This window comes from Acidovorax sp. GW821-FHT11A03 (assembly GCF_058809075.1).
On sequence record NZ_JBXASG010000005.1, the window covers coordinates 439,378 to 458,985 of the forward strand.

23 protein-coding genes are annotated in these 19,608 nt (G+C 66.6%); 18 read left to right on the plus strand and 5 right to left on the minus strand.

The window, feature by feature from the left end:
- Positions 1-212: 212 nt before the first annotated feature.
- From AC1RVY_RS15220 to AC1RVY_RS15235, 4 genes are all read left to right on the plus strand, one after another.
- Positions 213-851, plus strand: coding sequence for a LysE family translocator (locus AC1RVY_RS15220; RefSeq protein WP_218339573.1), 639 nt, complete (start codon positions 213-215; stop codon positions 849-851).
- 119 nt (positions 852-970) lie between these two features.
- Complete coding sequence (locus AC1RVY_RS15225; protein ID WP_492806996.1) at positions 971-1,591, plus strand: nucleotide-binding protein; 621 nt, start codon at positions 971-973, stop codon at positions 1,589-1,591.
- A 177-nt stretch (positions 1,592-1,768) separates the two neighbouring features.
- The gene (locus AC1RVY_RS15230; RefSeq protein WP_094291360.1) at positions 1,769-2,233 is read left to right on the plus strand and encodes a MaoC family dehydratase; all 465 of its coding nucleotides are present in this window, start codon (positions 1,769-1,771) and stop codon (positions 2,231-2,233) included.
- 32 nt (positions 2,234-2,265) lie between these two features.
- Complete coding sequence (locus AC1RVY_RS15235) at positions 2,266-3,207, plus strand: LysR family transcriptional regulator (RefSeq protein WP_218295955.1); 942 nt, start codon at positions 2,266-2,268, stop codon at positions 3,205-3,207.
- Positions 3,208-3,291: 84 nt separating this feature from the next.
- On the opposite strand, the gene AC1RVY_RS15240 is transcribed toward AC1RVY_RS15235, so the two are convergent.
- Together AC1RVY_RS15240 and AC1RVY_RS15245 are read right to left on the minus strand one after the other, a co-directional pair.
- On the minus strand, positions 3,292-3,819 hold the full coding sequence (locus AC1RVY_RS15240) for a tRNA (cytidine(34)-2'-O)-methyltransferase (protein ID WP_218295954.1): 528 nt from the start codon (positions 3,817-3,819) through the stop codon (positions 3,292-3,294).
- Positions 3,820-3,881: 62 nt separating this feature from the next.
- Positions 3,882-4,604 carry a ComF family protein gene (locus AC1RVY_RS15245; RefSeq protein WP_369643197.1) on the minus strand — a complete coding sequence of 241 codons (723 nt, stop codon included), beginning with the start codon at positions 4,602-4,604 and terminating at the stop codon, positions 3,882-3,884.
- A 26-nt stretch (positions 4,605-4,630) separates the two neighbouring features.
- Between AC1RVY_RS15245 and AC1RVY_RS15250 the strand changes: the two genes are divergently transcribed.
- The 8 genes from AC1RVY_RS15250 (at position 4,631) to AC1RVY_RS15285 (ending at position 10,999) form a co-directional block, all read left to right on the plus strand.
- Positions 4,631-5,533 (plus strand): class I SAM-dependent methyltransferase, encoded by a 903-nt coding sequence (locus tag AC1RVY_RS15250; protein ID WP_218295952.1) that lies wholly within the window; start codon positions 4,631-4,633, stop codon positions 5,531-5,533.
- 153 nt (positions 5,534-5,686) lie between these two features.
- Positions 5,687-6,163: a DUF2244 domain-containing protein gene (locus AC1RVY_RS15255; RefSeq protein ID WP_218295951.1), complete on the plus strand. Its 477-nt coding sequence runs from the start codon at positions 5,687-5,689 to the stop codon at positions 6,161-6,163.
- A 59-nt stretch (positions 6,164-6,222) separates the two neighbouring features.
- Complete coding sequence (gene coxB / locus AC1RVY_RS15260) at positions 6,223-7,392, plus strand: cytochrome c oxidase subunit II (RefSeq protein WP_218295950.1); 1,170 nt, start codon at positions 6,223-6,225, stop codon at positions 7,390-7,392.
- A 30-nt stretch (positions 7,393-7,422) separates the two neighbouring features.
- Positions 7,423-9,057, plus strand: coding sequence for a cytochrome c oxidase subunit I (gene ctaD / locus AC1RVY_RS15265; protein ID WP_218295949.1), 1,635 nt, complete (start codon positions 7,423-7,425; stop codon positions 9,055-9,057).
- A gap of 11 nt (positions 9,058-9,068) precedes the next feature.
- Positions 9,069-9,179, plus strand: coding sequence for a cytochrome oxidase small assembly protein (locus tag AC1RVY_RS15270; protein ID WP_218296306.1), 111 nt, complete (start codon positions 9,069-9,071; stop codon positions 9,177-9,179).
- 13 nt (positions 9,180-9,192) lie between these two features.
- Entirely contained in the window at positions 9,193-9,828 is a 636-nt protein-coding gene (locus AC1RVY_RS15275) for a cytochrome c oxidase assembly protein (RefSeq protein WP_218295948.1), read from the plus strand.
- Positions 9,825-10,049, plus strand: a complete 225-nt coding sequence (locus tag AC1RVY_RS15280; RefSeq protein WP_218339572.1) for a DUF2970 domain-containing protein — start codon at positions 9,825-9,827, stop codon at positions 10,047-10,049. The genes AC1RVY_RS15275 and AC1RVY_RS15280 overlap by 4 nt, the downstream gene beginning before the upstream one ends.
- A 68-nt stretch (positions 10,050-10,117) precedes the next feature.
- The gene (locus AC1RVY_RS15285; protein WP_218339571.1) at positions 10,118-10,999 is read left to right on the plus strand and encodes a cytochrome c oxidase subunit 3; all 882 of its coding nucleotides are present in this window, start codon (positions 10,118-10,120) and stop codon (positions 10,997-10,999) included.
- Positions 11,000-11,114: 115 nt separating this feature from the next.
- Here the strand turns inward: AC1RVY_RS15285 and AC1RVY_RS15290 are convergent, their stop codons facing one another.
- Entirely contained in the window at positions 11,115-11,336 is a 222-nt protein-coding gene (locus tag AC1RVY_RS15290; RefSeq protein WP_218295945.1) for a twin transmembrane helix small protein, read from the minus strand.
- A gap of 15 nt (positions 11,337-11,351) precedes the next feature.
- Between AC1RVY_RS15290 and AC1RVY_RS15295 the strand changes: the two genes are divergently transcribed.
- The 6 genes from AC1RVY_RS15295 to AC1RVY_RS15320 all read left to right on the plus strand — a co-directional run bounded on the left by AC1RVY_RS15295 (position 11,352) and on the right by AC1RVY_RS15320 (position 17,614).
- Entirely contained in the window at positions 11,352-12,125 is a 774-nt protein-coding gene (locus AC1RVY_RS15295) for an SURF1 family protein (protein WP_492806997.1), read from the plus strand.
- Positions 12,067-12,810 (plus strand): redox-active disulfide-containing membrane protein, encoded by a 744-nt coding sequence (locus tag AC1RVY_RS15300; protein ID WP_492806998.1) that lies wholly within the window; start codon positions 12,067-12,069, stop codon positions 12,808-12,810. The genes AC1RVY_RS15295 and AC1RVY_RS15300 overlap by 59 nt, the downstream gene beginning before the upstream one ends.
- The gene (locus tag AC1RVY_RS15305; RefSeq protein WP_492807000.1) at positions 12,810-13,988 is read left to right on the plus strand and encodes a COX15/CtaA family protein; all 1,179 of its coding nucleotides are present in this window, start codon (positions 12,810-12,812) and stop codon (positions 13,986-13,988) included. The genes AC1RVY_RS15300 and AC1RVY_RS15305 overlap by 1 nt, the downstream gene beginning before the upstream one ends.
- Positions 13,985-14,887 carry a heme o synthase gene (gene cyoE / locus AC1RVY_RS15310; protein ID WP_218295941.1) on the plus strand — a complete coding sequence of 301 codons (903 nt, stop codon included), beginning with the start codon at positions 13,985-13,987 and terminating at the stop codon, positions 14,885-14,887. The genes AC1RVY_RS15305 and cyoE overlap by 4 nt, the downstream gene beginning before the upstream one ends.
- 8 nt (positions 14,888-14,895) lie before the next feature.
- On the plus strand, positions 14,896-15,513 hold the full coding sequence (locus tag AC1RVY_RS15315) for an SCO family protein (RefSeq protein WP_492807002.1): 618 nt from the start codon (positions 14,896-14,898) through the stop codon (positions 15,511-15,513).
- A gap of 382 nt (positions 15,514-15,895) precedes the next feature.
- Positions 15,896-17,614, plus strand: a complete 1,719-nt coding sequence (locus AC1RVY_RS15320; protein WP_369643192.1) for a putative bifunctional diguanylate cyclase/phosphodiesterase — start codon at positions 15,896-15,898, stop codon at positions 17,612-17,614.
- 18 nt (positions 17,615-17,632) lie between these two features.
- On the opposite strand, the gene AC1RVY_RS15325 is transcribed toward AC1RVY_RS15320, so the two are convergent.
- Together AC1RVY_RS15325 and AC1RVY_RS15330 are read right to left on the minus strand one after the other, a co-directional pair.
- Positions 17,633-18,361, minus strand: a complete 729-nt coding sequence (locus AC1RVY_RS15325) for a Crp/Fnr family transcriptional regulator (RefSeq protein ID WP_369643191.1) — start codon at positions 18,359-18,361, stop codon at positions 17,633-17,635.
- 125 nt (positions 18,362-18,486) lie between these two features.
- A complete protein-coding gene (locus tag AC1RVY_RS15330; protein ID WP_218295937.1) occupies positions 18,487-19,509 on the minus strand; it encodes a Bug family tripartite tricarboxylate transporter substrate binding protein in 1,023 nt (340 codons plus the stop codon).
- Between the last annotated feature and the right edge of the window lie 99 nt (positions 19,510-19,608).

A 19,608-nucleotide genomic window follows, 5' to 3' on the forward strand; every position in this document is an offset into this window, starting at 1 on the left:
TCGCGGGGATGCGGGCGTGGGCGTGTCAGGATTCTGGCACCGTCCCGGCGATGTGGAGAGGCTTGCGAGGCATGTTGTTGCGGCGCTTCACTTTTAATAGCATCTGGCGGTGGTGGGACAAGTGCTGGAGGCGCTCTTCGTGCATGCCATGGCGGCGGCGCGGGCGCGTTGTTAAGATGCGTGCCCTTCTCGGATTACAGGCGCGGTGTTTCATGGACTTGCAGACTTGGCTGGCTTTTTTCGCGGCGTCGTGCCTGATCGCGGTGTCGCCGGGCTCGGGGGCCGTGCTGTCGATGAGCCATGGCCTGTCGTTCGGCGTGCGCAAGACGGGTGCCACCATCTTCGGCCTGCAGCTGGGTCTGCTGCTGATCCTGCTGATTGCCGGGGCGGGCGTGGGGTCGCTGCTGCTGGCGTCCGAGGTGGCCTTCAGCGTCGTCAAGGTGCTGGGCGCGTGCTACCTGATCTATGTGGGCTTCAACCAGTGGCGCGCGGGCGACGCGTCGCCCGTGCAGGGCGATGAGGAAGCACCGGCGGGCACCTGGCAAAAGCGCTGCCTCACGGGCTTCCTGACCAACGCCACCAACCCCAAGGGCATCATCTTCATGGTGGCCGTGCTGCCCCAGTTCATGACCGACACGCGCCCGCTGTGGACGCAGCTCCTGGTGATGGCCGCCACCACGGTGACGGTGGACGTGGTGGTGATGCACGGCTACGCTTTCGGGGCCAGCGCCCTGCGCCGCCTGATGCGCAGCGCGCGTGCGGTGCGCGCGCAGAACCGCGTGTTTGGCGGCCTGCTGATGGCGGTGGGCGCGGGGCTGTTCTTCGTCAAGCGTGGCGGCCAGCACGCCTGAGGTGGCCCCAGCGTGTTGCTGATGCTTTGATTTTGATAGCTGCTGGCGCTTGTCCATCAAGCGTCAGGGGCTGATTTGGCTTGTATTTTCATGGATGCGCGGATTCCAAGGAGGTTGTCATGCCAGTAGTTGTTGTCGCCAACCCGAAGGGCGGCGTGGGCAAGTCCACGCTGTCCACCAACATCGCGGGCTACTTTGCGAGCCAGGGGCATCCCGTGATCCTGGGCGACACCGACCGGCAGGAGTCCGCCAGGCTCTGGCTGGGCCTGCGCCCGCCGGCCGCGCGCCCCATCGGCGCCTGGGACGGCCTCAGCTCGGACGTGATCAGCCGCCCGCCCAAGGGCACCACGCATGCGGTGCTTGATACGCCCGCCGGCCTGCACGGCTGGCGCCTGAACGACATGCTCAAGCTGGCCGACAAGATCATCGTGCCGCTGCAGCCCAGCGTGTTCGACATCTTCGCCACGCGCAGCTTCCTGGACCAGCTGGCCGAGCACCGCCACGCGGCGGGCGTGCCCGTGGGCATCGTGGGCATGCGCGTGGACGCGCGCACCAAGGCCGCCGAGCAGCTGCATCACTTCGTGGACAACCTGGGGTTTCCGGTGCTGGGCTACCTGCGCGACACGCAGAACTACATCCACCTGGCGGCGCATGGCCTCACGCTGTTCGACGTGGCGCCGGGCCGTGTGGCGCGCGACCTGGAGCAATGGCAAGGAATCTGTACGTGGCTAGACACATGACCCCCCCTGAGGCGCTGCGCGCCTTCCCCCGAGGGGGACGCCACCCCTGGACTGGCAAAGCCAGATCCACGGTGGCACTGGCCTGGGGAGTGCCAGTTGCTGGCGTTGTGTGCCAGATGGGCGCACGGTGTCCCGTGCCAGACAAGGCGCGCACGGCTGCGGCGCTACATTGGGGTGATGAAAATCTTTCGCTCCTACTCCGAAGTCAGCGCCTGCGTGGGCCAGGAGGTCGCCGTGACCGACTGGATCACCATCACGCAGGAACAGGTCAACCTGTTCGCCCAGGCCACGGGCGACCACCAGTGGATCCACGTGGACCCCGAGCGTGCGAAAGCGGGGCCGTTTGGCGCGCCCATTGCCCACGGGTTTCTCACGCTGTCGCTGATTCCGCAGTTCTTCGAGGCGGGCCTGACCATCGAGGGGGCGCGCATGGGCGTGAACTACGGGCTCAACAAGGTGCGCTTCACCGCGCCGGTGCCGGTGGGAAGCCGCCTGCGCGCGCGCCTCACGCTGCAGGCGGCCGAGCCGGTGGCGCCCGATGGCATGCAGATGACGTGGCTGGTGACCGTGGAACGCGAGGGCAGCGACAAACCCGTGTGCGTGGCCGAATCGCTTGCGAGAAATTTCGGGGCACCCGCCTGAGCCTGGCCGCTCGCGGGCAGGAGGTCTGACCCATGGACCGCCTGCAAGCCATGAAGGTGTTCGAGCGCGTGGTGGAGGAGGGCGGCTTTGCCGCCGCCGCCCGGGCCATGGACATGTCGCCCCCCGTGGTCACCCGCATGGTGGCCGAACTGGAGCAGCACCTGGGCACGCGCCTGCTGCAGCGCACCACCCGCAAGCTGGCCCTCACCGATGCGGGCGATGCCTACCTGCAGCGTGTGCGCACCATCCTGCACGAGATCGATGACGCCGAGGCGGCCGCCGCCGCGAACACGCGCGACCTGCGCGGCACCATCCGCATCGTCGCGGCCCCGGTGCTGGCCACCAACTTCCTGGCGCCCATGGTGGCGCTGTGGCATGCGGAGTTCCCCAAACTGCTGCTCGACATCGACCTGGACGCCTATGCCTCGGCGCGGGTGGACGAATACGACGTGACCATCATGGTGGCGGGCGAGGACTTCGACGCCAACATCGTGGCGCGCCCGCTGCTGAAGGGCGAGGCCATCGTGGTGGCGTCGCCCGACTACCTGGAACGCAAGGGTATTCCGCGCGAGCCGCAGGACCTGCTGCAGCACGACTACCTGCGCGACTCGGGCATGGCCGCCCGTTCCCAGACGGGGCCTGGCCGCAAGCTGCGCCTGCAATCCCTCTCCGGCAATCTGCCGGCCCAGGAAATCGACATGCCGGCGGTGCTGCAGTCCGTCAGCACCGAGCTGCTGCTGCGCGCGGCGGTGGACGGCGCGGGGGTGGCGGTCACGTCGCGCCTGCTGGCCGAAGAACACCTGGCCCGCGGAGAGCTGGTGCACATCCTGCCCGCGTGGATCTTTTCGCGCTACACCATCTATGCCGCGCTGCCCTCGGGCCGCATGCTGCCCGCGCGCACCAAGGTGTTCCTGGACTTCCTGAGCGAGCAGGTGCCCCTGGCCATGGCCGAACAGCGCGGGCAGGCAGGCTAGCGGGCTGGCTGGGGCGGCGGTTTCCGCTCTGGTGGCCGGGCCATGTTCCCCCGGCCGGCCGCAGGCGGCGATGAACGGCCTGCGTCAGCCCAGCTGGGCGAATCCGCTGATGATGGTGCCTTCTGGCTCGACGGTGATCTCGCCATCGGGCATCGCAAAACTGTTCTGGCGCCAGGCCTCGAACACCGTCACCGCCACGGCGTTGGACAGGTTCAGGCTGCGCTGGCCCGCCACCATCGGCAGCCGCAGGCGCTGCGCGGGTGGGAAGCTGTCGCGCAGCTCGGGTGGAAGCCCCCGCGTCTCGGCGCCAAACACCAGCCAGTCGCCCGGCAGGAAACAGGTGGAGTGCACCGGCTGGGAGCCGTGGGTCGTCATGGCGAACATGCGGGAGGGGTCGGGCTGGGCATCGCGCAGGAAGGCGGTCCAGCCGGGGTGGATCTGCACCTGGGCGTACTCGTGGTAGTCGAGCCCCGCACGCCGCATCTGCCTGTCCTCCATCGTGAACCCCAGGGGCTCGACCAGGTGCAGGGTGCACCCGGTGTTGGCCGCCAGGCGAATCACATTCCCGGTGTTGGGCGGGATCTCGGGTTCGACGAGGACGATATGGAACATGCTGGCTATTGTCATCGCCCGGCGTGTGAGTTGAGCAACCGCTCGTAATCAAAAGTATCCCGCTAGTCCAGCCCCGTGCGCGCGAGGACTGCGCAGGTGACATGCGCCACGCCCGCCTCGCGCAGTGCCAGCGTGGCGGCCTGCATCGTGGCGCCCGTGGTCATCACATCGTCGACCAGCACCACGCGCTGGCCCCGCAGGGCCGCCGCATGCGCGGGCTCGATGGCAAACGCACCCCGCAGGTTGCGCAGGCGCTGCGCCCGAGGCAGTCCGCTCTGTGCCTCGCTGGCGTGCAGGCGCAGCAGGGTCCGGGTGTCGCTCCTGGGGCCTGCCAGATGCCTTGCGAGGAGCGCGGACTGGTTGAATCCCCGCTCGCGCAGGCGCTCGGCCGACAGCGGTATCGACAGCACGCGGTCCGCCGCGTCCAGGGCCGGTTCCATCCAGGGCGTGCTGCGCATCAGCGTGGCCAGGGCCCTGGCCCACCCGGGGTCACCCCGGAACTTGAAGTGCGCGAGCGCGTCGGCCCATGGGTAGGCGTAGTCCACGGCGGCCACGCAGGCATCGAAGCTGGGCGGGCTGTGCACGCAGGCGCCGCAGACGGCGACCCCCGGGGGGACCCGCAGGGCGCAGCGCTGGCAGCGTGTGGCGGGCTGGGCAAAGCGCGCCGCGCAGGCATTGCAGATCCGCTGCGACGGCCATGCATGGCAGACGGCGCACTGGCTGGGCACCTTGTCCGCCCAGGTGCGAAGAGGGCGCGAAATCCCTAGCAAGCCCGTGAAAAGCATGAATCAATATACTCGCCCGTCCTGCCATGCCCTCCGAGCGTCCCCCCACCATTGATCCCGTTGCTGCGGCCCGCTGGCATGCGGCGGCCCCTGCGTTGTCCCCCTGGCTCCATGAGGAGGTGGCGCGCCGCATGGAGGACCGCCTGCAGTGGATCCGCCAGGCTCCCGAATCGTGGTGCCATTGGGATGCGGTGCGCGGAGGGCTGCACGCACATACGCTGGTGAGCGCACGCTTTCCCAAGGCACGCTGCCAGATCTACGAGACGGCCGCGCATTGCCAGGAGGTGGCGCGGCAGGCCCTGGCCAGGCCCTGGTGGAGTCCCGCCCGCTGGGGCGCCGGCAACCCGCAGCTGGGTGCGCCGGCGGATGCGAGCGTGCAGATGCTCTGGGCCAACATGGCGCTGCACACGGCAGCGGACCCGCAGGCGCTGATCGCGCAATGGCACCGTGCCCTGGCCGTGGATGGCTACCTGATGTTCTCGTGCCTGGGCCCCGACACGCTGCGCGAGCTGCATGCGGTGTACGCCGAGCTGGGCTGGCCTCCTGCCGGGCATGCGTTCACGGACATGCACGACTGGGGGGACATGCTGGTGCACGCGGGCTTTGCCGAGCCTGTGATGGACATGGAGCGCATCACGCTGACCTTCGCCACCCCGCAGCGGCTGGTGCGGGAGTTGCAGGAACTGGGCTGCAACCTGCACCCCGCGCGTTTTGGCGCGCTGCGCGGGCGGCGCTGGCGCGAGCGGCTGTACGAAGCGCTGGCGCACCGGCTGGCGGACCCCGGCAACGCAGGGCAACTGGCGCTGACCTTCGAGATCATCTACGGGCATGCGTTCAAGCCCGCGCCGCGCGTGCGCGTGAGCCCTAGCAGCGCCGTGTCGCTGCAGGACATGCGCACCATGCTGCGACAGGGCGGCAAGGAGAGCTAGTCTGTAACTCCGTGTCAATGACATGGAACAAGGCACGCTACAATTCCGGGTTATTGAGATTTCGGGCATCTTCCCGCGCAACCTTGCAGGCTGTGCCTGTCGCGGCAACGCATGGCAGGCACCTTTCAGCCGGCAGTCTTGTGAGCACTTCTGGTGACGGGCTTGGTTTTTCGTTTTGCCACGGTGTCGGGTCAGCGCATCGACTGGCGTCTCGTTCGCAATTGCTCGGTCACGCCGGCGCAACTGGGTTGGACGTACCTGTCGCTGTGCCTGGTGTCGCTGGGTATCGCGGCTTTCTTCTGGATGCTCGGTGCCCGTCTGGTCATGCCCTTCGCATGGCTCGAAATCGTGGCTGTAGGAATTGCATTCGCCATGTACGGTCGCCATGCGGCGGATGGCGAGAGGATTTCACTGCAGGGCTCGCGCCTCGTGGTGGAACTGGAGACAGCAGGCAAGCTGGAGCGTGCCGAGTTTGACCGGAGCCGGGTTCGCGTAGAACCCAAGACCGGAGACCGTTCGCTGATCATGCTGTCTGCGCAGGGCCGTTCGGTCGAAGTGGGGCGCTACGTGCGCCCCGAGCTTCGGCCGGTCCTGGCATCGGAGATCCGCATGGCCTTGCGCGCCGCCTGACCCCACGCAGGCGCGCGAAAGGGATTGGTTAAATTGAGGCTTAGAAGTAAGTGAGAACTATGAAGAGCATTTCCAACAAGCTGGCTTCTCTGCTGCTGATTGCCGGTGCATGGGTGGGTTCCGCAGCCCATGCCGTTCAGGACCTGCCTGGCGGCCCCGCAGTCAACCAGCTGAACCTGGCGCCGCCCGTCACCAAGATCGCAGAAGAGCAGCATTTTCTGCACTGGATGATGCTGATCATCTGCACGGTGATCTTTGTTGCAGTGTTCTCCGTGATGTTCTACTCGATCTGGAAGCACCGCCGTTCCAAGGGCGCCAAATCGGCCAATTTCCATGAGTCCGTGACGGTGGAAGTGGTGTGGACCATTGTTCCGTTCATCATCGTGATCCTGATGGCCCTGCCCGCCACGAAGGTGCTGGTGGCCCAGAAGGACACGACCAATGCCGACCTCACCATCAAGACCACGGGCTACCAGTGGAAGTGGGGCTACGACTACATCACCGGCGAAGGCGAGGGCCTGGCCTTCATCTCCACGCTGGACAGCAGCCACCGCGTGATGTCCGACAGCGGCAACGTCAAGGACGCCCCTGCCAACTACCTGCTGAAGGTGGACAACCCGATGGTGGTGCCCGTGGGCAAGAAGGTCCGCATCATCACCACCGCCAACGACGTGATCCATGCCTTCATGGTGCCCGCCTTCGGCATCAAGCAGGACGCGATCCCCGGCTTCGTGCGCGACACCTGGTTCCGCGCCGAGAAGATCGGTGACTACTATGGCCAGTGCGCCGAACTGTGCGGCAAGGAACACGCCTACATGCCCATCCATGTGAAGGTCGTGTCCGCCGAGGACTACACCGCCTGGGTGGGCGAGCAAAAGAAGAAGGCAGCGGCCAAGCTGGACGACCCCACCAAGGTGTGGACCCTGGACGACATCATGAAGCGCGGCGAGAAGGTGTATGCGGCCAACTGCGCGGCCTGCCACCAGGCCAACGGCAAGGGCGCCGGTCCCATCAAGCCGCTGGACGGCTCGGCCATCGTGCTGGATGCGGACCACGCTAAGCAGATCCAGGTCGTGCTCAAGGGCGCGGCCAATGGCGCGATGCCTGCATGGGCTCAGCTGAGCGATACCGACATCGCCGCAGTGGTGAGCTACACGAAGAACTCCTGGTCCAACAAGACCGGCCAGCTGGTGCAGCCTGCTGAAATCGTGGCCCAGCGTGGCAAGTAATCATCGCCCTATCGTATTGAGGAATCCAAAATGAGCGCAGTTCTCGACAACCACGGGCACGCGGGCGATCACGCACACGACGGCCACGACCACCACCATGGCCCCACCGGCTGGCGCCGCTGGGTGTTCGCCACCAACCACAAGGACATCGGTACCCTGTACCTGCTGTTCGCCTTCGCCATGCTGATGGTCGGCGGTGTCCTGGCACTGCTGATCCGCGCCGAGCTGTTCCAGCCCGGCCTGCAGCTGGTGAACCCCGAGCTGTTCAACCAGCTCACCACCATGCACGGCCTCATCATGGTGTTCGGCGCCATCATGCCGGCCTTCGTGGGCTTCGCGAACTGGATGATCCCGCTGCAGATCGGCGCATCCGACATGGCCTTCGCGCGCATGAACAACTTCAGCTTCTGGCTGATGATCCCCGCGGCCATCATGCTAGTGAGCTCGTTCTTCATGCCCGGTGGCGCACCCGCCGCCGGCTGGACGCTGTACGCGCCGCTGACGCTGCAGATGGGCCCCTCCATGGACGCCGGCATCTTCGCGATGCACATCCTGGGTGCCTCGTCCATCATGGGCTCGATCAACATCATCGTGACCATCCTGAACATGCGCGCGCCCGGCATGACGCTGATGAAGATGCCCATGTTCGCCTGGACCTGGCTGATCACCGCCTACCTGCTGATCGCCGTGATGCCCGTGCTGGCTGGCGCCATCACCATGACGCTGACGGACCGCCACTTCGGCACCAGCTTCTTCAACCCCGCCGGCGGCGGTGACCCGGTGATGTACCAGCACATCTTCTGGTTCTTCGGCCACCCCGAGGTGTACATCATGATCTTGCCGGCCTTCGGCATCATCAGCCAGATCGTGCCCGCGTTCGCACGCAAGAAGCTCTTCGGCTACGCCTCCATGGTGTACGCGACCTCCTCCATCGCCATCCTGTCGTTCATCGTGTGGGCGCACCACATGTTCACGACCGGCATGCCCGTGACGGGCCAGCTGTTCTTCATGTACGCCACCATGCTGATCTCCGTGCCCACGGCCGTGAAGATCTTCAACTGGATCGCCACCATGTGGCGCGGCTCCATGACGTTCGAGACCCCCATGCTGTTCGCCGTGGGCTTCATCTTCGTGTTTACCATGGGTGGTTTCACTGGCCTGATCCTGGCCATGGCGCCCATCGACATCCAGCTGCAGGACACCTACTACGTGGTGGCCCACTTCCACTACGTGCTGGTGGCCGGCTCGCTGTTCTCGATGTTCGCGGGCGTGTACTACTGGCTGCCCAAGTGGACCGGCGTGATGTACTCCGAAACGCGCGGCCAGATCCACTTCTGGTCCTCGCTGATCTTCTTCAACATCACCTTCTTCCCGATGCACTTCCTGGGCCTGGCCGGCATGCCACGCCGTTATGCCGACTACCCGATGCAGTTCGCCGACTTCAACGCCATCGCTTCGGTGGGCGCGCTGGGCTTCGGTCTCGCGCAGGTGTACTTCTTCGTGGCGGTGATCATCCCCGCCATGCGCGGCAAGGGCGAGAAGGCTGCGGCCAAGCCCTGGGACGGCGCCGAAGGCCTGGAATGGGAAGTCCCGTCGCCAGCACCTTTCCATACGTTCGAGAATCCCCCCAAGCTGGACGCCACGGCCACCCGCGTGATCGGCTGAACATCATGCCCATGACACCCGAACAGAAAAAGAGCAACCTGCGGATGGCGCTGATCCTGGCGTCCGTCGCGGTGGTGTTCTTCGTCGGGTTCATGGTCAAGGTCGTTCTGCTGTCCCGCTGAGCCCGCACCTGCCATGAGCCTGCACCGCGAAAACGCCAAGATGGTCGGCAAGCTGGTCGTGATCGCGGCCGGCATGTTCGCCTTCGGCTATGTGCTGATCCCCATCTACAAGCACATCTGCGAGATGACGGGCATCAACATCCTGTCGCTGTCCGAGCGGCAGGTGCCGGGCAACGGCGTGGCCGGCAAGGATGTCAAGGTACCGGGCAACACGCAGGTGGACAAGACCCGCACGATCACGGTGGAGTTCGACGCCAACGCGCGCGGCCCGTGGGATTTCAAGCCCGCCCAGCGTTCGGTGCAGGTGCACCCGGGCGAGCTGACGACCGTGATGTACGAGTTCCAGAACGTGCAGAACCGCCGCATGGCTGCGCAAGCCATACCGAGCTATGCACCGCGCCAGGCCGCGGCGCACTTCAACAAGCTGGAGTGCTTTTGCTTCAACCAGTACACGCTGGAGCCTGGAGAAAAAAAGGAATGGCCCGTGGCATTTGTGATTGATCCGCGTATTTCCAAGGACGTGACGACCATCACGCTGTCCTACACGTTCTTCGAGGTGGGTGGCAAGACGCCGGCAGCACCGCAGTCCACTGCCGCCGTGGGCCTGTCCGCGCCCCTGGTCTCTCCAGCGGCGGGAGCGGGTTCATGAATACGCCAGTGGAGCAGCCGGTGGTGAAGCCCCACGAGCGCAAGGGATCGCTGCTGCGCACGGTGCGGGCGGTGGCCTGGTCGCTGATAGGTCTGCGCAAGGGCAGCGAGTACCAGCAGGATGTCGAAAAGCTCAACCCGCTGCATATCATCGTGGTGGGGCTGGTGGCCGTCTTTCTGCTGGTGATCGGCCTGATCGCGTTGGTGAACTGGGTCGTGTGAATGGGTTGCTGGAACCGTATCCGCAACAACAAAGCCGAAAACAAAGATTTTGAGAGTCAGGAGCTGAAATGAGTGCATCAACCCACGGCGGAACCCCGTACTACTATGTACCCGCAGAGTCGCGTCATCCGGTGATGGCGGCAACCGGTCTGTTCTTCGTCATTCTGGGCGCGGGCCAGTGGATCAATGGCCACGACTGGGGCAAGTATTCCCTGGCACTGGGCCTGGTGTGGTGGCTGTTCACGCTGTACCAGTGGTTCGGCGATGCGGTGCGCGAGAGCGAAGGCGGCCTGTACGGCCACAAGATCGACCTGTCGTACCGCTGGAGCATGAGCTGGTTCATCTTCTCGGAAGTGATGTTCTTCGGCGCGTTCTTCACGGCACTGTGGTGGGCGCGTTCGCACTCGGTGCCCGCTCTAGGCAGCCTGGACAACGCGCTGCTGTGGCCCGATTTCAAGGCGGTCTGGCCCAGCCTTGCCGCCGGTGCCACCGCCTCGCCGGCCGGCATCGTCGAACCCTTCCAGACCGTGGGCCCCTTCTGGCTGCCCACCATCAACACGGCGCTGCTGCTGACGTCGGGCGTGACGCTGACCATTGCCCACCATGCATTGCGCGAAAACCACCGTGGCAAGACCATCGGCTTCATGTGGGCCACGGTGCTGCTGGGCTTCGTGTTCCTGCTGGTGCAAGGCTACGAGTATTTCCATCTCTACACCGACCTGAACCTCAAGCTCAGCTCCGGCGTGTTCGGCTCCACGTTCTTCATGCTCACGGGCTTCCACGGTTTTCACGTGTTCCTGGGCATGCTGATGCTGCTGGTGATCACGCTGCGCCTGCAGAAGGGACATTTCACCGCGGACAAGCACTTCGGCTTCGAAGGCGCCGCGTGGTACTGGCACTTCGTGGACGTGGTGTGGCTGGGCCTGTACGTGCTGGTCTACTGGATGTAACCAGGCACGCTGCCAACAAAAAAGCGCCTCGCGGCGCTTTTTTTGTTGGCAGGGCCAGGGCGGGATGAGAAGGGGGTATGCGGGGGCTTGGGCCACTGCCGCTTCATGGCCCCGGTCAACGGGAGGCCGGCAGGCCGGTGGGCTGGATGTAGCCCAGTTTCCACGCCACCAGGATGCACAGGAAGAGCACGATGGAGAGCCCCACGCGCACCGCGAGTGCCTTGGCCATGTGGCTGCCCTTGGCCTTGTCGTTGCGGCCATTGCGCATCATGAAGAACAGGGCGGAGGCCAGGCTGGCCAGAATGGCGATGAACGCCACCACTACGAGGTATTTCATGGAGAACATTATCCTGTGACAGTGTCACGTCGTCCCCTGGGCCTGCGTTTCTGGCTGATCACCCTTGCTGCGGTGGCCGGCATGCTGGCCACGGCCTCGCTCGGCCGCTGGCAGCTGTCGCGCGCCGCGGAGAAGGAGGCCCTGCAAGCCATGCTGGAGGAGCGTGGCCGCATGCCCGCCGTCGACGCCCCAACGCTGCTCGCGGCCGCGGCGCAGCCGGATGCGGCAGCGCTCGTGCACCGTGCCGTGGTGCTGGAAGGCCGGTGGCTGCCGGAGCACACCGTGTACCTTGACAACCGCCAGATGCACGGCCGCCCCGGGTTTTTCGTGCTGACACCGCTGCAGCTGGCCGAAGGCAGCGGCGCGGTGGTGCTGGTGCAGCGTGGCTGGGCCGCCCGCAACTTCCAGGACCGCACGCAGCTGCCGCGGGTGCAGACCGCGCAGGACCAGGTGGTGCGCGTGCAGGGCCGCGTGGCGCTCCCGCCTTCGCGCCTGTATGACTTCCAGGGGGCCGATAGCGCACAGGGGTCTTCCCGCATCCGGCAAAATCTCGACCTGGCAGCGTTCCGCACCGAAACCGGTCTTGCGCTCGCCAACCTCACGGTGTTGCAGACGGGCGAAGCAGGCGAGGGGCTGCAACGCGACTGGCCCGTGGTCGGCGCGGGCGTCGACAAGCATTACGGTTACGCATTTCAATGGTTCGGGCTCTGCGGCCTGATTGCACTTCTCTATGTCTGGTTCCAAATCGTCCGACGCTTCATTCGCCCGCGCAGCCAGCCTGCCGCCTGAGGCCCATGGGGACCACCCTCTGGGCCTTACCGTGCACACGCTGCCCCCGGCGGACGGCGCCGTGGCCACGGCCCAGCGTGCCCGCCATGGGCGATGGAAGATGTTCGGCGTCCTGCTCATCTGCGCGGCCCCGGTCATCGCCTCGTATTTCACCTACTACGTGGTTCGCCCCGAGGGCCGCCGCAACTATGGCGAACTGATCGACCCCCAGCGCACCATGCCGCGGGTCGACGCCACGTCGCTGGACGGCAATGCCGTTTCGCTGGCGTCTCTGAAGGGGCAGTGGCTCCTGGTCAGCGTGGCGGGCGGTGCCTGCGACGCGGACTGCCAGAAGCACCTGTACCTGCAGCGCCAGCTGCGCGAAAGCCTGGGCAAGGAAAAAGACCGGGTGGACTGGGTCTGGCTGGTGAATGATGCCGCCAGCGTGCCCGCCGAGCTCGCGCCCGCCCTGCAGAAGGCGACGGTGCTGCGGGTGGATGGCGCCGCGCTGGGCGCCTGGCTGGCCCCCGCCGAAGGCCATCGGTCCGCCGAGCACCTGTATGTCGTGGACCCGATGGGCAACTGGATGATGCGGTTTCCTGCGGCGATGGACACGGCCGGCGCGGCCAAGGCCAAGCGGGATCTTGAACGCCTGTTGCGCGCGTCGTCTTCCTGGGATGAAGCCGGACGCCCCGGAAAGCCGTGATGGACGCCCAGCCGCTCTACGATCTGGCGCCCATCGCCCGGCTCATGCTGCTGGGCGTGCTGATAGCGCTCGGCCCCCTGGCCTGGGTCGGCCTGCGCAACCGTGGCAGCTCTCCCATGCGGCGCCTGCAGGCGCTGACCGTGCTCACCCTGTTCCTGACCTTTGACCTGGTGCTGTTCGGCGCCTTCACGCGCCTGACCGATTCGGGCCTGGGCTGTCCTGACTGGCCCGGCTGCTACGGCAGCGCCAGCCCCGTGGGCGCGCACACCGAGATCTCCGCTGCCCAGCAGGCCATGCCCACCGGCCCCGTGACCCATGGCAAGGCCTGGGTCGAGATGATCCACCGCTACCTGGCCACCGGTGTGGGCGTGCTCATCATCGTGCTCACCGTGTCGGCCTGGGTGCAGCACCGCAAGGCCCGCCGCGACGGGGGCGAGGGGCCTCCCGTCAGCCCGTGGTGGCCCACCTTCACGCTGTTCTGGGTCTGCCTGCAGGGGGCCTTTGGCGCCTTGACGGTGACGATGAAGCTGTTTCCAGCCATCGTCACGCTGCACCTCATCGGGGGGCTGGTGCTGCTGGCGCTGCTGTGCGTGCAGGCGGTTCGCCATACCCACCGCGCCCAGGGCCGCACGCCCGTGCGCCTCTCGACGGGGCTGCGCTGGGGCCTGGTCGCCACCAGCTTGCTCGTGGCCCTGCAAGTGGTGCTGGGCGGATGGGTCAGCACCAACTACGCGGTGCTGGCGTGCACCACCTTTCCCACCTGCCAGGGGAGCTGGTGGCCCGAGATGGACTTTGGCCAGGGTTTCCAGGTCTGGCGCGCGCTGGGCATGCTGCAGGATGGCAGCCACATCAGCTTCGCCGGTCTCACGGCCATCCACTATGCGCACCGGTTGATGGCCTATGCAGTGCTCGCAGCGTTGGGCATCGTGTGGTGGGGCCTTCGGCGGGCGCATGTGTTGCCCGCCCAGTGCCGCTGGCTGGCGGGGCTTGCGCTGCTGCAGCTGGCCACGGGCCTGTCCAACGTGGTTCTGGACTGGCCGCTGGTGGCCGCCGTCCTGCACACCGGCGGCGCCGCGGCGCTGGTGGTGGTATTGACCTGGGCCCTGGTGTCCAGCCGCGCGGCATCCGCGCCCCAAGAGTTTTCCGCGCCATCGGGCGCATCGAGAGTGTCCGCATGAGTGCTGCTGCCCCCGCCGTTGTTTCCCCGCCCTCGCGCCTGTCACAGTTCTATGCGCTGACCAAGCCCCGTGTGGTCCAGCTCATCGTCTTTTGTGCGCTCATCGGCATGGTTCTGGCCGTGCCTGGGCTTCCTTCCGCACCGCAGCTGGGGCTGATGGCCCTGGCCTGCGCGGGCGTGTGGCTGGTGGCCGGCGCGGCAGCCGCTTTCAACTGCATCGTGGAGCAGGGTATCGACGCCAAGATGAAGCGCACCGCCTGGCGCCCCACGGCCAAGGGAGAACTGTCCAACGCGCAGACGCTGCTGTTCTCGGCCGTGCTGTGCGCGGCGGGGTCCGCGCTGCTGTATTTCTGGGTGAACCCGCTCACGATGTGGCTCACGTTCGCCACCTTCGTGGGCTATGCGGTCGTCTACACGGTGATCCTCAAGCCCCTCACGCCGCAAAACATCGTGATTGGCGGCGCGTCCGGCGCCATGCCCCCCGTGCTGGGCTGGGCGGCCATGACGAACGATGTGGGACCGGAAGCGCTCATCCTGTTCCTCATCATCTTCCTGTGGACGCCTCCCCACTTCTGGGCGCTGGCCCTGTACCGGGTGGAGGACTACCGCAAGTCCGGCCTGCCCATGCTGCCGGTGACGCATGGCAACGAGTTCACCCGCCTGCAGGTATTCCTGTACACCCTGATCCTGTTCGCGGGCTGCCTGATGCCCTTCGTCTACGGCATGAGTTCGTGGATCTACCTGGCCGCCGCCGTGGTGCTGAGCGCAGGCTTTTGCGGCTACGGCTTCGCGCTGTGGCGCAACTACTCGGACGCGCTGGCGCGCAAGACCTTCCGCTTTTCCCTCATTCACCTGAGCGCTCTGTTTGCAGCCCTCCTGGTGGACCATTACGTGCTGTGAACCCGACCATGCCCATGCTCAAAAGAAGTGCTCTTAAAACGATAGCTGTTGCCGCTTTGTCCATAAGCGCTGCGGGCATTTTCAGTGCCTGTTCCGAGAAAAAGGCAGAGTTTCGCGGCGTGGACATCACCGGCGCGGACTATGCCCGCGACATCCCCTTGACCGACCACAACGGCCAGGCGCGCCACATCAAGGACTTCGCGGGCAAGGTGGTGGTGGTCTTCTTCGGCTTCACGCAATGTCCCGACGTGTGTCCCACTTCCATGCAGGAGCTGGCCGAGGTCAAGAAGATGCTGGGCAAGGACGGCGACCGCCTGCAGGGCATCTTCGTGACGGTGGACCCCGAGCGCGACACGCCGGAGGTGCTCAAGGCCTACATGGCCAACTTCGACCCCAGCTTCCTGGCGCTGTACGGCTCGCCCGAGCAGCTGGCAGCCGTCGCCAAGGACTTCAAGATCTACTACAAGAAGGTCGACGGCAAGACACCCACCAGCTACACCATGGACCATTCGGCGGGCAGCTATGTCTATGACCCGGCAGGGCGCTTGCGCGTCTACAACCGCTATGGCAGCGGAGCGCAGGCCCTGGCGTCCGACGTGAAGGCGCTGCTGGCGGAAGCTGGCTGACCGGATGTGCCGCCGGGCGCTGCTGGCGCCTGCTCCGGCTTTTTGTCGTGGATTTGCCTCACGTCCGGGGGCAGGAACGCGACATACGTCACATTCGCGGCAAGTTGCAGGCCCTGGTTGGGGCCATCTGGATGCCAATGCCCGCGTGATTCTCTAGAGTGGCCCCAGGGCCTGTGCCGCCGCTGGCGGATGGCTCCATGCGATGCGCCTTGCCCCCGTGCGCGGCAAGGTGCTCTGGTGACATCCATTTTTCAAAGGAATCTGGCATCGATGCGCTTGTACGTAGACGCCACCCGGCGCAACCGCCTGCCATTGTGGCGGGGCGGCGGGGACGGGCCTGGCCGGGCCCGACGCGATGAAGGATGAAGAAGGACCTGGGGTGATGGCCGCGGCACCCCTTTCACCGGCCGACGAGGGCGCGCTGATCCTGGCCGCCACGAACGCGGCCCCCGATGGCATCCTGCTGGTGGACCGCGGCGGCCGCATCGTCATGGCCAACGCGGCCATGGAGTCCATCTCCGGCTATGCGGCCGATGAGCTGTGCGGCAGCCCCGTCAGCCTCCTGCTGCAGCCCGCCTTGCGGGAAGCGCATGGACGCCATCTGGACAGCTACTTCCAGTCGCCGTCGCGCCGGCCCATGGGGATGGGGCGGGATCTGTGGATCGCCCGCAAGGACGGCCGGTCCGTGCCGGTGGATATCGCCCTGGGCTACACCGACGCGCAGGGCGGCACGGCCGTGGCCTTCGTGCGCGACATCTCGGAGGTGCGCAGGCTGCAGGCCCAGATGCACTTCCAGGCCACGCACGACACCCTGACCGGCCTGGTCAATCGCTGGCAGTTCGGCCAGCGGCTGGAGCAGGCCATTGCCGAAGCGGCGCTTGGCGGCCATTCCTTTGCGCTGCTGGTGCTGGACCTGGACGACTTCAAGGCCGTCAACGATGGCTATGGACACGCCGCGGGGGACCGGGTGCTTGTGGAAGTGGCGCGCAGGCTCAAGAGTGTCCTGCGCGGCGGCGATACGCTAGCACGGCTGGGCGGGGACGAATTCACCGTGCTGCTGCCGCAGATCGCGCAGGTCCGCGACGTGGAACAGGTGGCCGCCCAGGTCCTCGCGGCGCTGTGCCAGCCCTTTCAGATGCATGGCTTTGAACTCGATTTCGGCGCGAGCCTGGGAATTGCCGTGTACCCGCGGGACGCGCAGGATGCGCCCACTCTCATGCGCTATGCCGACATGGCGATGTACCACGCCAAGGAGTCCGGCCGCGCGAACTACGCGTTCTACGAGCCGCCGCTGGGCGCCCGCATGGCGGAGAAGCTGCAACTGCACGAGCGCCTCAAGCTGGCCCTGGCCTACGGCGGGCTCCATCTGCACTACCAGCCGCAGGTGGAGGTGGGCAGCGGCCGCATCCAGGCGGTGGAGGCGTTGCTGCGGTGGACCGATCCCCAGCTGGGCGAGGTTCCCCCGGCCCGTTTCATTCCCGTGGCGGAGGCGACGGGCCTGATCCTTGCCGTGGGTGCGTGGGTGATCGGCACGGCGTGCCAGCAGATCGCCGAATGGGACCGGGCGGGCCTGCCGCTGCGCGTGGCGATCAACTTGTCCGCGCAGCAGCTGCGCCAGACCGACCTGGTGGAGCAGATCGAACGCAGCCTGGCCCTTCATGGCGCGCGGCCCGACCTGCTGGAGATCGAGGTGACCGAATCCGAGGCCATGGCGGACCCTGCGCAGGCCCGCGATGTGCTGTGCCGCCTGCAGGCGCTGGGCGTGTGCATCGCCCTGGACGACTTCGGCACGGGCCATTCATCCCTGGCGTACCTGAAGCACTTGCCGGTCTCCCGGATCAAGATCGATCGCGAGTTCATCCACCCTCTGCTGCACAGCAACGGCGATGCGGTCCTTGTGCAGGCCATCATCGTGCTGGCCAAGACACTGGGCTTGCACGTCGTGGCCGAAGGGGTCGAAACTGCGGAACAGCTGGGCCTGCTGGCGCAGTACGGCTGCGATGCCTACCAGGGGTGGCTGTACTCCCGGGCGGTGGCGCCAGCCCACGTCGCGCAGCTTCTGCTGGCGCAACGGGCGAGCGAGGATTCCGCCGTTCTGTAAGGGCTGCGCGCGCGGAGGCTAGGTGCCGGCTTGTTGCGCCGGGCCGCCCGCCAGCCCGATCAGGACATCGCGCTGGATTTCACAGTGCCAGCGGTCGCGGCGCACCAGCCCATGGCGCAGCGCGAGCTGGCGCAGCGTGCGCGCAATGGTTTCCCGGGTGGTGGAGAGAAGATCGGCCAGCACCTGGTGGCTGGGCAGCCGCACCAGGGAGCTGCGCTGCAGGTTGGCCAACTGGAGCAGGGTGGCCGCCAGCTGCCCCGTCACCCCACGGATGCGGGCGATGCGTGCCCAGTCGGCCAGGCGGGCGTTCGTGTGGGCGTAGCTTTGCGCAAGCCCCCGCAGCAACTCGGAATCCAGCAGCCCCTGCTGGAGGACCGCCTCCACGGGCACCTCGCAGATGCGCCCCGCGGTCAGCGCCCGGCAGGACACGGCGGCCGGTTCCTGCACGAGCGCCGTCGAGCCCAGGGGCTGCCCGGCGCCGAACAGGCCGATCGGCCGCTCCACGCCGTCCTCGCCGCTGCACAGCACCACGACGATGCCGGTCTTGACGATCTTGAACGTCTTCTGCCCCGATTGCCCCTGCCGCAACAGCAACTCGCCCTTGCGCACCGGACGCTCCACCAGAAGGGGCTTCCAGCCAGCGCGCCGTTTTTCGTCTTGCCGGCCCAGCAGGCACTGCTGCTGTCCTGCGCACAGGCAGCACCCGCCACCGGAAGGCAGGGATGGGGTGGTACGGCAATGGGGCATGCGGGCGTGGGGTTCCGGGGCGGCAGGGCCCGGAACAAAAAACCCGGGCAGGATCCATGGACCTTACCCGGGTTCATGGCGCGCTGCAACAAAATGTATGCCGCCCGCCGATGGCCTGTGGGACTCTACTCCGCCTTGATCCCGCGCATCGCAATCACGCCGCCCAGCAGGCTGGTGTCGGCCTTGATGCGGTTGGCCAGCCCCTCGGGCGAGGTGCCTGCCACCTGCCATCCCTGCTGAAAGAGCTTGTTGCGCATGTCTTCGCTGCGGGCGATCTCGCTGATCACGGCGGCCAGCTTGGCCTGCAGTGGCTTGGGCATCGTGGCCGGCGCGGCAAACGCATTCCAGATTTCCAGGTTGAAGCCCCGGATACCGGCTTCCGACAGGCTCGGGATGTCGGGTGCCAGCGGGCTGCGGCCCGCCGAGGTGACGCCGATGGCGCGCAGCTTGCCGGCGCGCACCTGGGCCTGGGCGAGCGCCGGGGGCAGCAGCGCCATCTGCAGCTGGCCGCCCAGCATGGCATTGGCGACTTGCGGGTAGCCCGGATACGGGACGTGCACGGGGTTGATGTTGCTGCGCGACTTCAGCAGCTCGGTGCCGATGTGGCCCACGGTGCCCACGCCCGGCGTGCCATAGCTCCATTTGTCGCCGCCGTTGCGCGCCGCCACGAAGAAGTCGCGCGCGTCGCTGTTGGCGGGTACGCCCGGCTGCGTGACGGGCGCGGTCAGCACCAGGGGCGACGTGCCGATGAGGCTGAGCGGCGCCAGGTCCTTGAGCGGATCGTAGGGCACGGCAGGGTTGATCATCTTGGCGATGGTCATGTTGCCGTTGATCATCAGGCCGATGGTGTGGTCATCGCGCGCCTTGGCCACCGCGTCGGCGCCGATGTTGCCGCCTGCCCCCACCTTGTTTTCCACGATCACCGGCTGGCCCAGGGCCTTGGACAGGGGTTCCGAGAAAGCGCGCGCGGTGAGGTCGGGCGAGGTGCCGGCCGGAAAGCCCACGATGATCTTCAGCGGCTTGTTCGGCCAGGCCTGCGCGGCCGCGGCGGGGGCCGAAGGCCTGGCGGTGTTCTGGGCGAGTGCCCAGGGGGATGCGGCGGCCAGGGCGATCAGCAGCGATGCGCGGCGGGAAACGGGGCGTGACATGGGGTGGGTCTCCTCCAAAAAAAGTTCGGGGCCATAACGACAAGGGGCCCCAGAACTGGGGCCCCTCGAGGCAACTTCTGCAGAAGCGGGATATTAACG

Bases quoted from the DNA above. Each gene is read 5' to 3' on its own strand.
- AC1RVY_RS15250 (WP_218295952.1), top strand. From the start codon at position 4,631: ATGCCCTCCGAGCGTCCCCCCACCATTGATCCCGTTGCTGCGGCCCGC.
- AC1RVY_RS15245 (WP_369643197.1), bottom strand. From the start codon at position 4,604: ATGCTTTTCACGGGCTTGCTAGGGATTTCGCGCCCTCTTCGCACCTGG.
- AC1RVY_RS15315 (WP_492807002.1), top strand. From the start codon at position 14,896: ATGCCCATGCTCAAAAGAAGTGCTCTTAAAACGATAGCTGTTGCCGCT.
- AC1RVY_RS15290 (WP_218295945.1), bottom strand. From the start codon at position 11,336: ATGAAATACCTCGTAGTGGTGGCGTTCATCGCCATTCTGGCCAGCCTG.
- AC1RVY_RS15220 (WP_218339573.1), top strand. From the start codon at position 213: ATGGACTTGCAGACTTGGCTGGCTTTTTTCGCGGCGTCGTGCCTGATC.
- AC1RVY_RS15285 (WP_218339571.1), top strand. From the start codon at position 10,118: ATGAGTGCATCAACCCACGGCGGAACCCCGTACTACTATGTACCCGCA.
- cyoE (WP_218295941.1), top strand. From the start codon at position 13,985: ATGAGTGCTGCTGCCCCCGCCGTTGTTTCCCCGCCCTCGCGCCTGTCA.
- AC1RVY_RS15225 (WP_492806996.1), top strand. From the start codon at position 971: ATGCCAGTAGTTGTTGTCGCCAACCCGAAGGGCGGCGTGGGCAAGTCC.
- AC1RVY_RS15320 (WP_369643192.1), top strand. From the start codon at position 15,896: ATGGCCGCGGCACCCCTTTCACCGGCCGACGAGGGCGCGCTGATCCTG.
- AC1RVY_RS15325 (WP_369643191.1), bottom strand. From the start codon at position 18,361: ATGCCCCATTGCCGTACCACCCCATCCCTGCCTTCCGGTGGCGGGTGC.
- AC1RVY_RS15330 (WP_218295937.1), bottom strand. From the start codon at position 19,509: ATGTCACGCCCCGTTTCCCGCCGCGCATCGCTGCTGATCGCCCTGGCC.
- AC1RVY_RS15235 (WP_218295955.1), top strand. From the start codon at position 2,266: ATGGACCGCCTGCAAGCCATGAAGGTGTTCGAGCGCGTGGTGGAGGAG.
- AC1RVY_RS15280 (WP_218339572.1), top strand. From the start codon at position 9,825: ATGAATACGCCAGTGGAGCAGCCGGTGGTGAAGCCCCACGAGCGCAAG.
- AC1RVY_RS15240 (WP_218295954.1), bottom strand. From the start codon at position 3,819: ATGTTCCATATCGTCCTCGTCGAACCCGAGATCCCGCCCAACACCGGG.
- coxB (WP_218295950.1), top strand. From the start codon at position 6,223: ATGAAGAGCATTTCCAACAAGCTGGCTTCTCTGCTGCTGATTGCCGGT.
- AC1RVY_RS15300 (WP_492806998.1), top strand. From the start codon at position 12,067: ATGTCTGGTTCCAAATCGTCCGACGCTTCATTCGCCCGCGCAGCCAGC.
- AC1RVY_RS15305 (WP_492807000.1), top strand. From the start codon at position 12,810: ATGGACGCCCAGCCGCTCTACGATCTGGCGCCCATCGCCCGGCTCATG.
- AC1RVY_RS15275 (WP_218295948.1), top strand. From the start codon at position 9,193: ATGAGCCTGCACCGCGAAAACGCCAAGATGGTCGGCAAGCTGGTCGTG.
- ctaD (WP_218295949.1), top strand. From the start codon at position 7,423: ATGAGCGCAGTTCTCGACAACCACGGGCACGCGGGCGATCACGCACAC.
- AC1RVY_RS15230 (WP_094291360.1), top strand. From the start codon at position 1,769: ATGAAAATCTTTCGCTCCTACTCCGAAGTCAGCGCCTGCGTGGGCCAG.
- AC1RVY_RS15270 (WP_218296306.1), top strand. From the start codon at position 9,069: ATGACACCCGAACAGAAAAAGAGCAACCTGCGGATGGCGCTGATCCTG.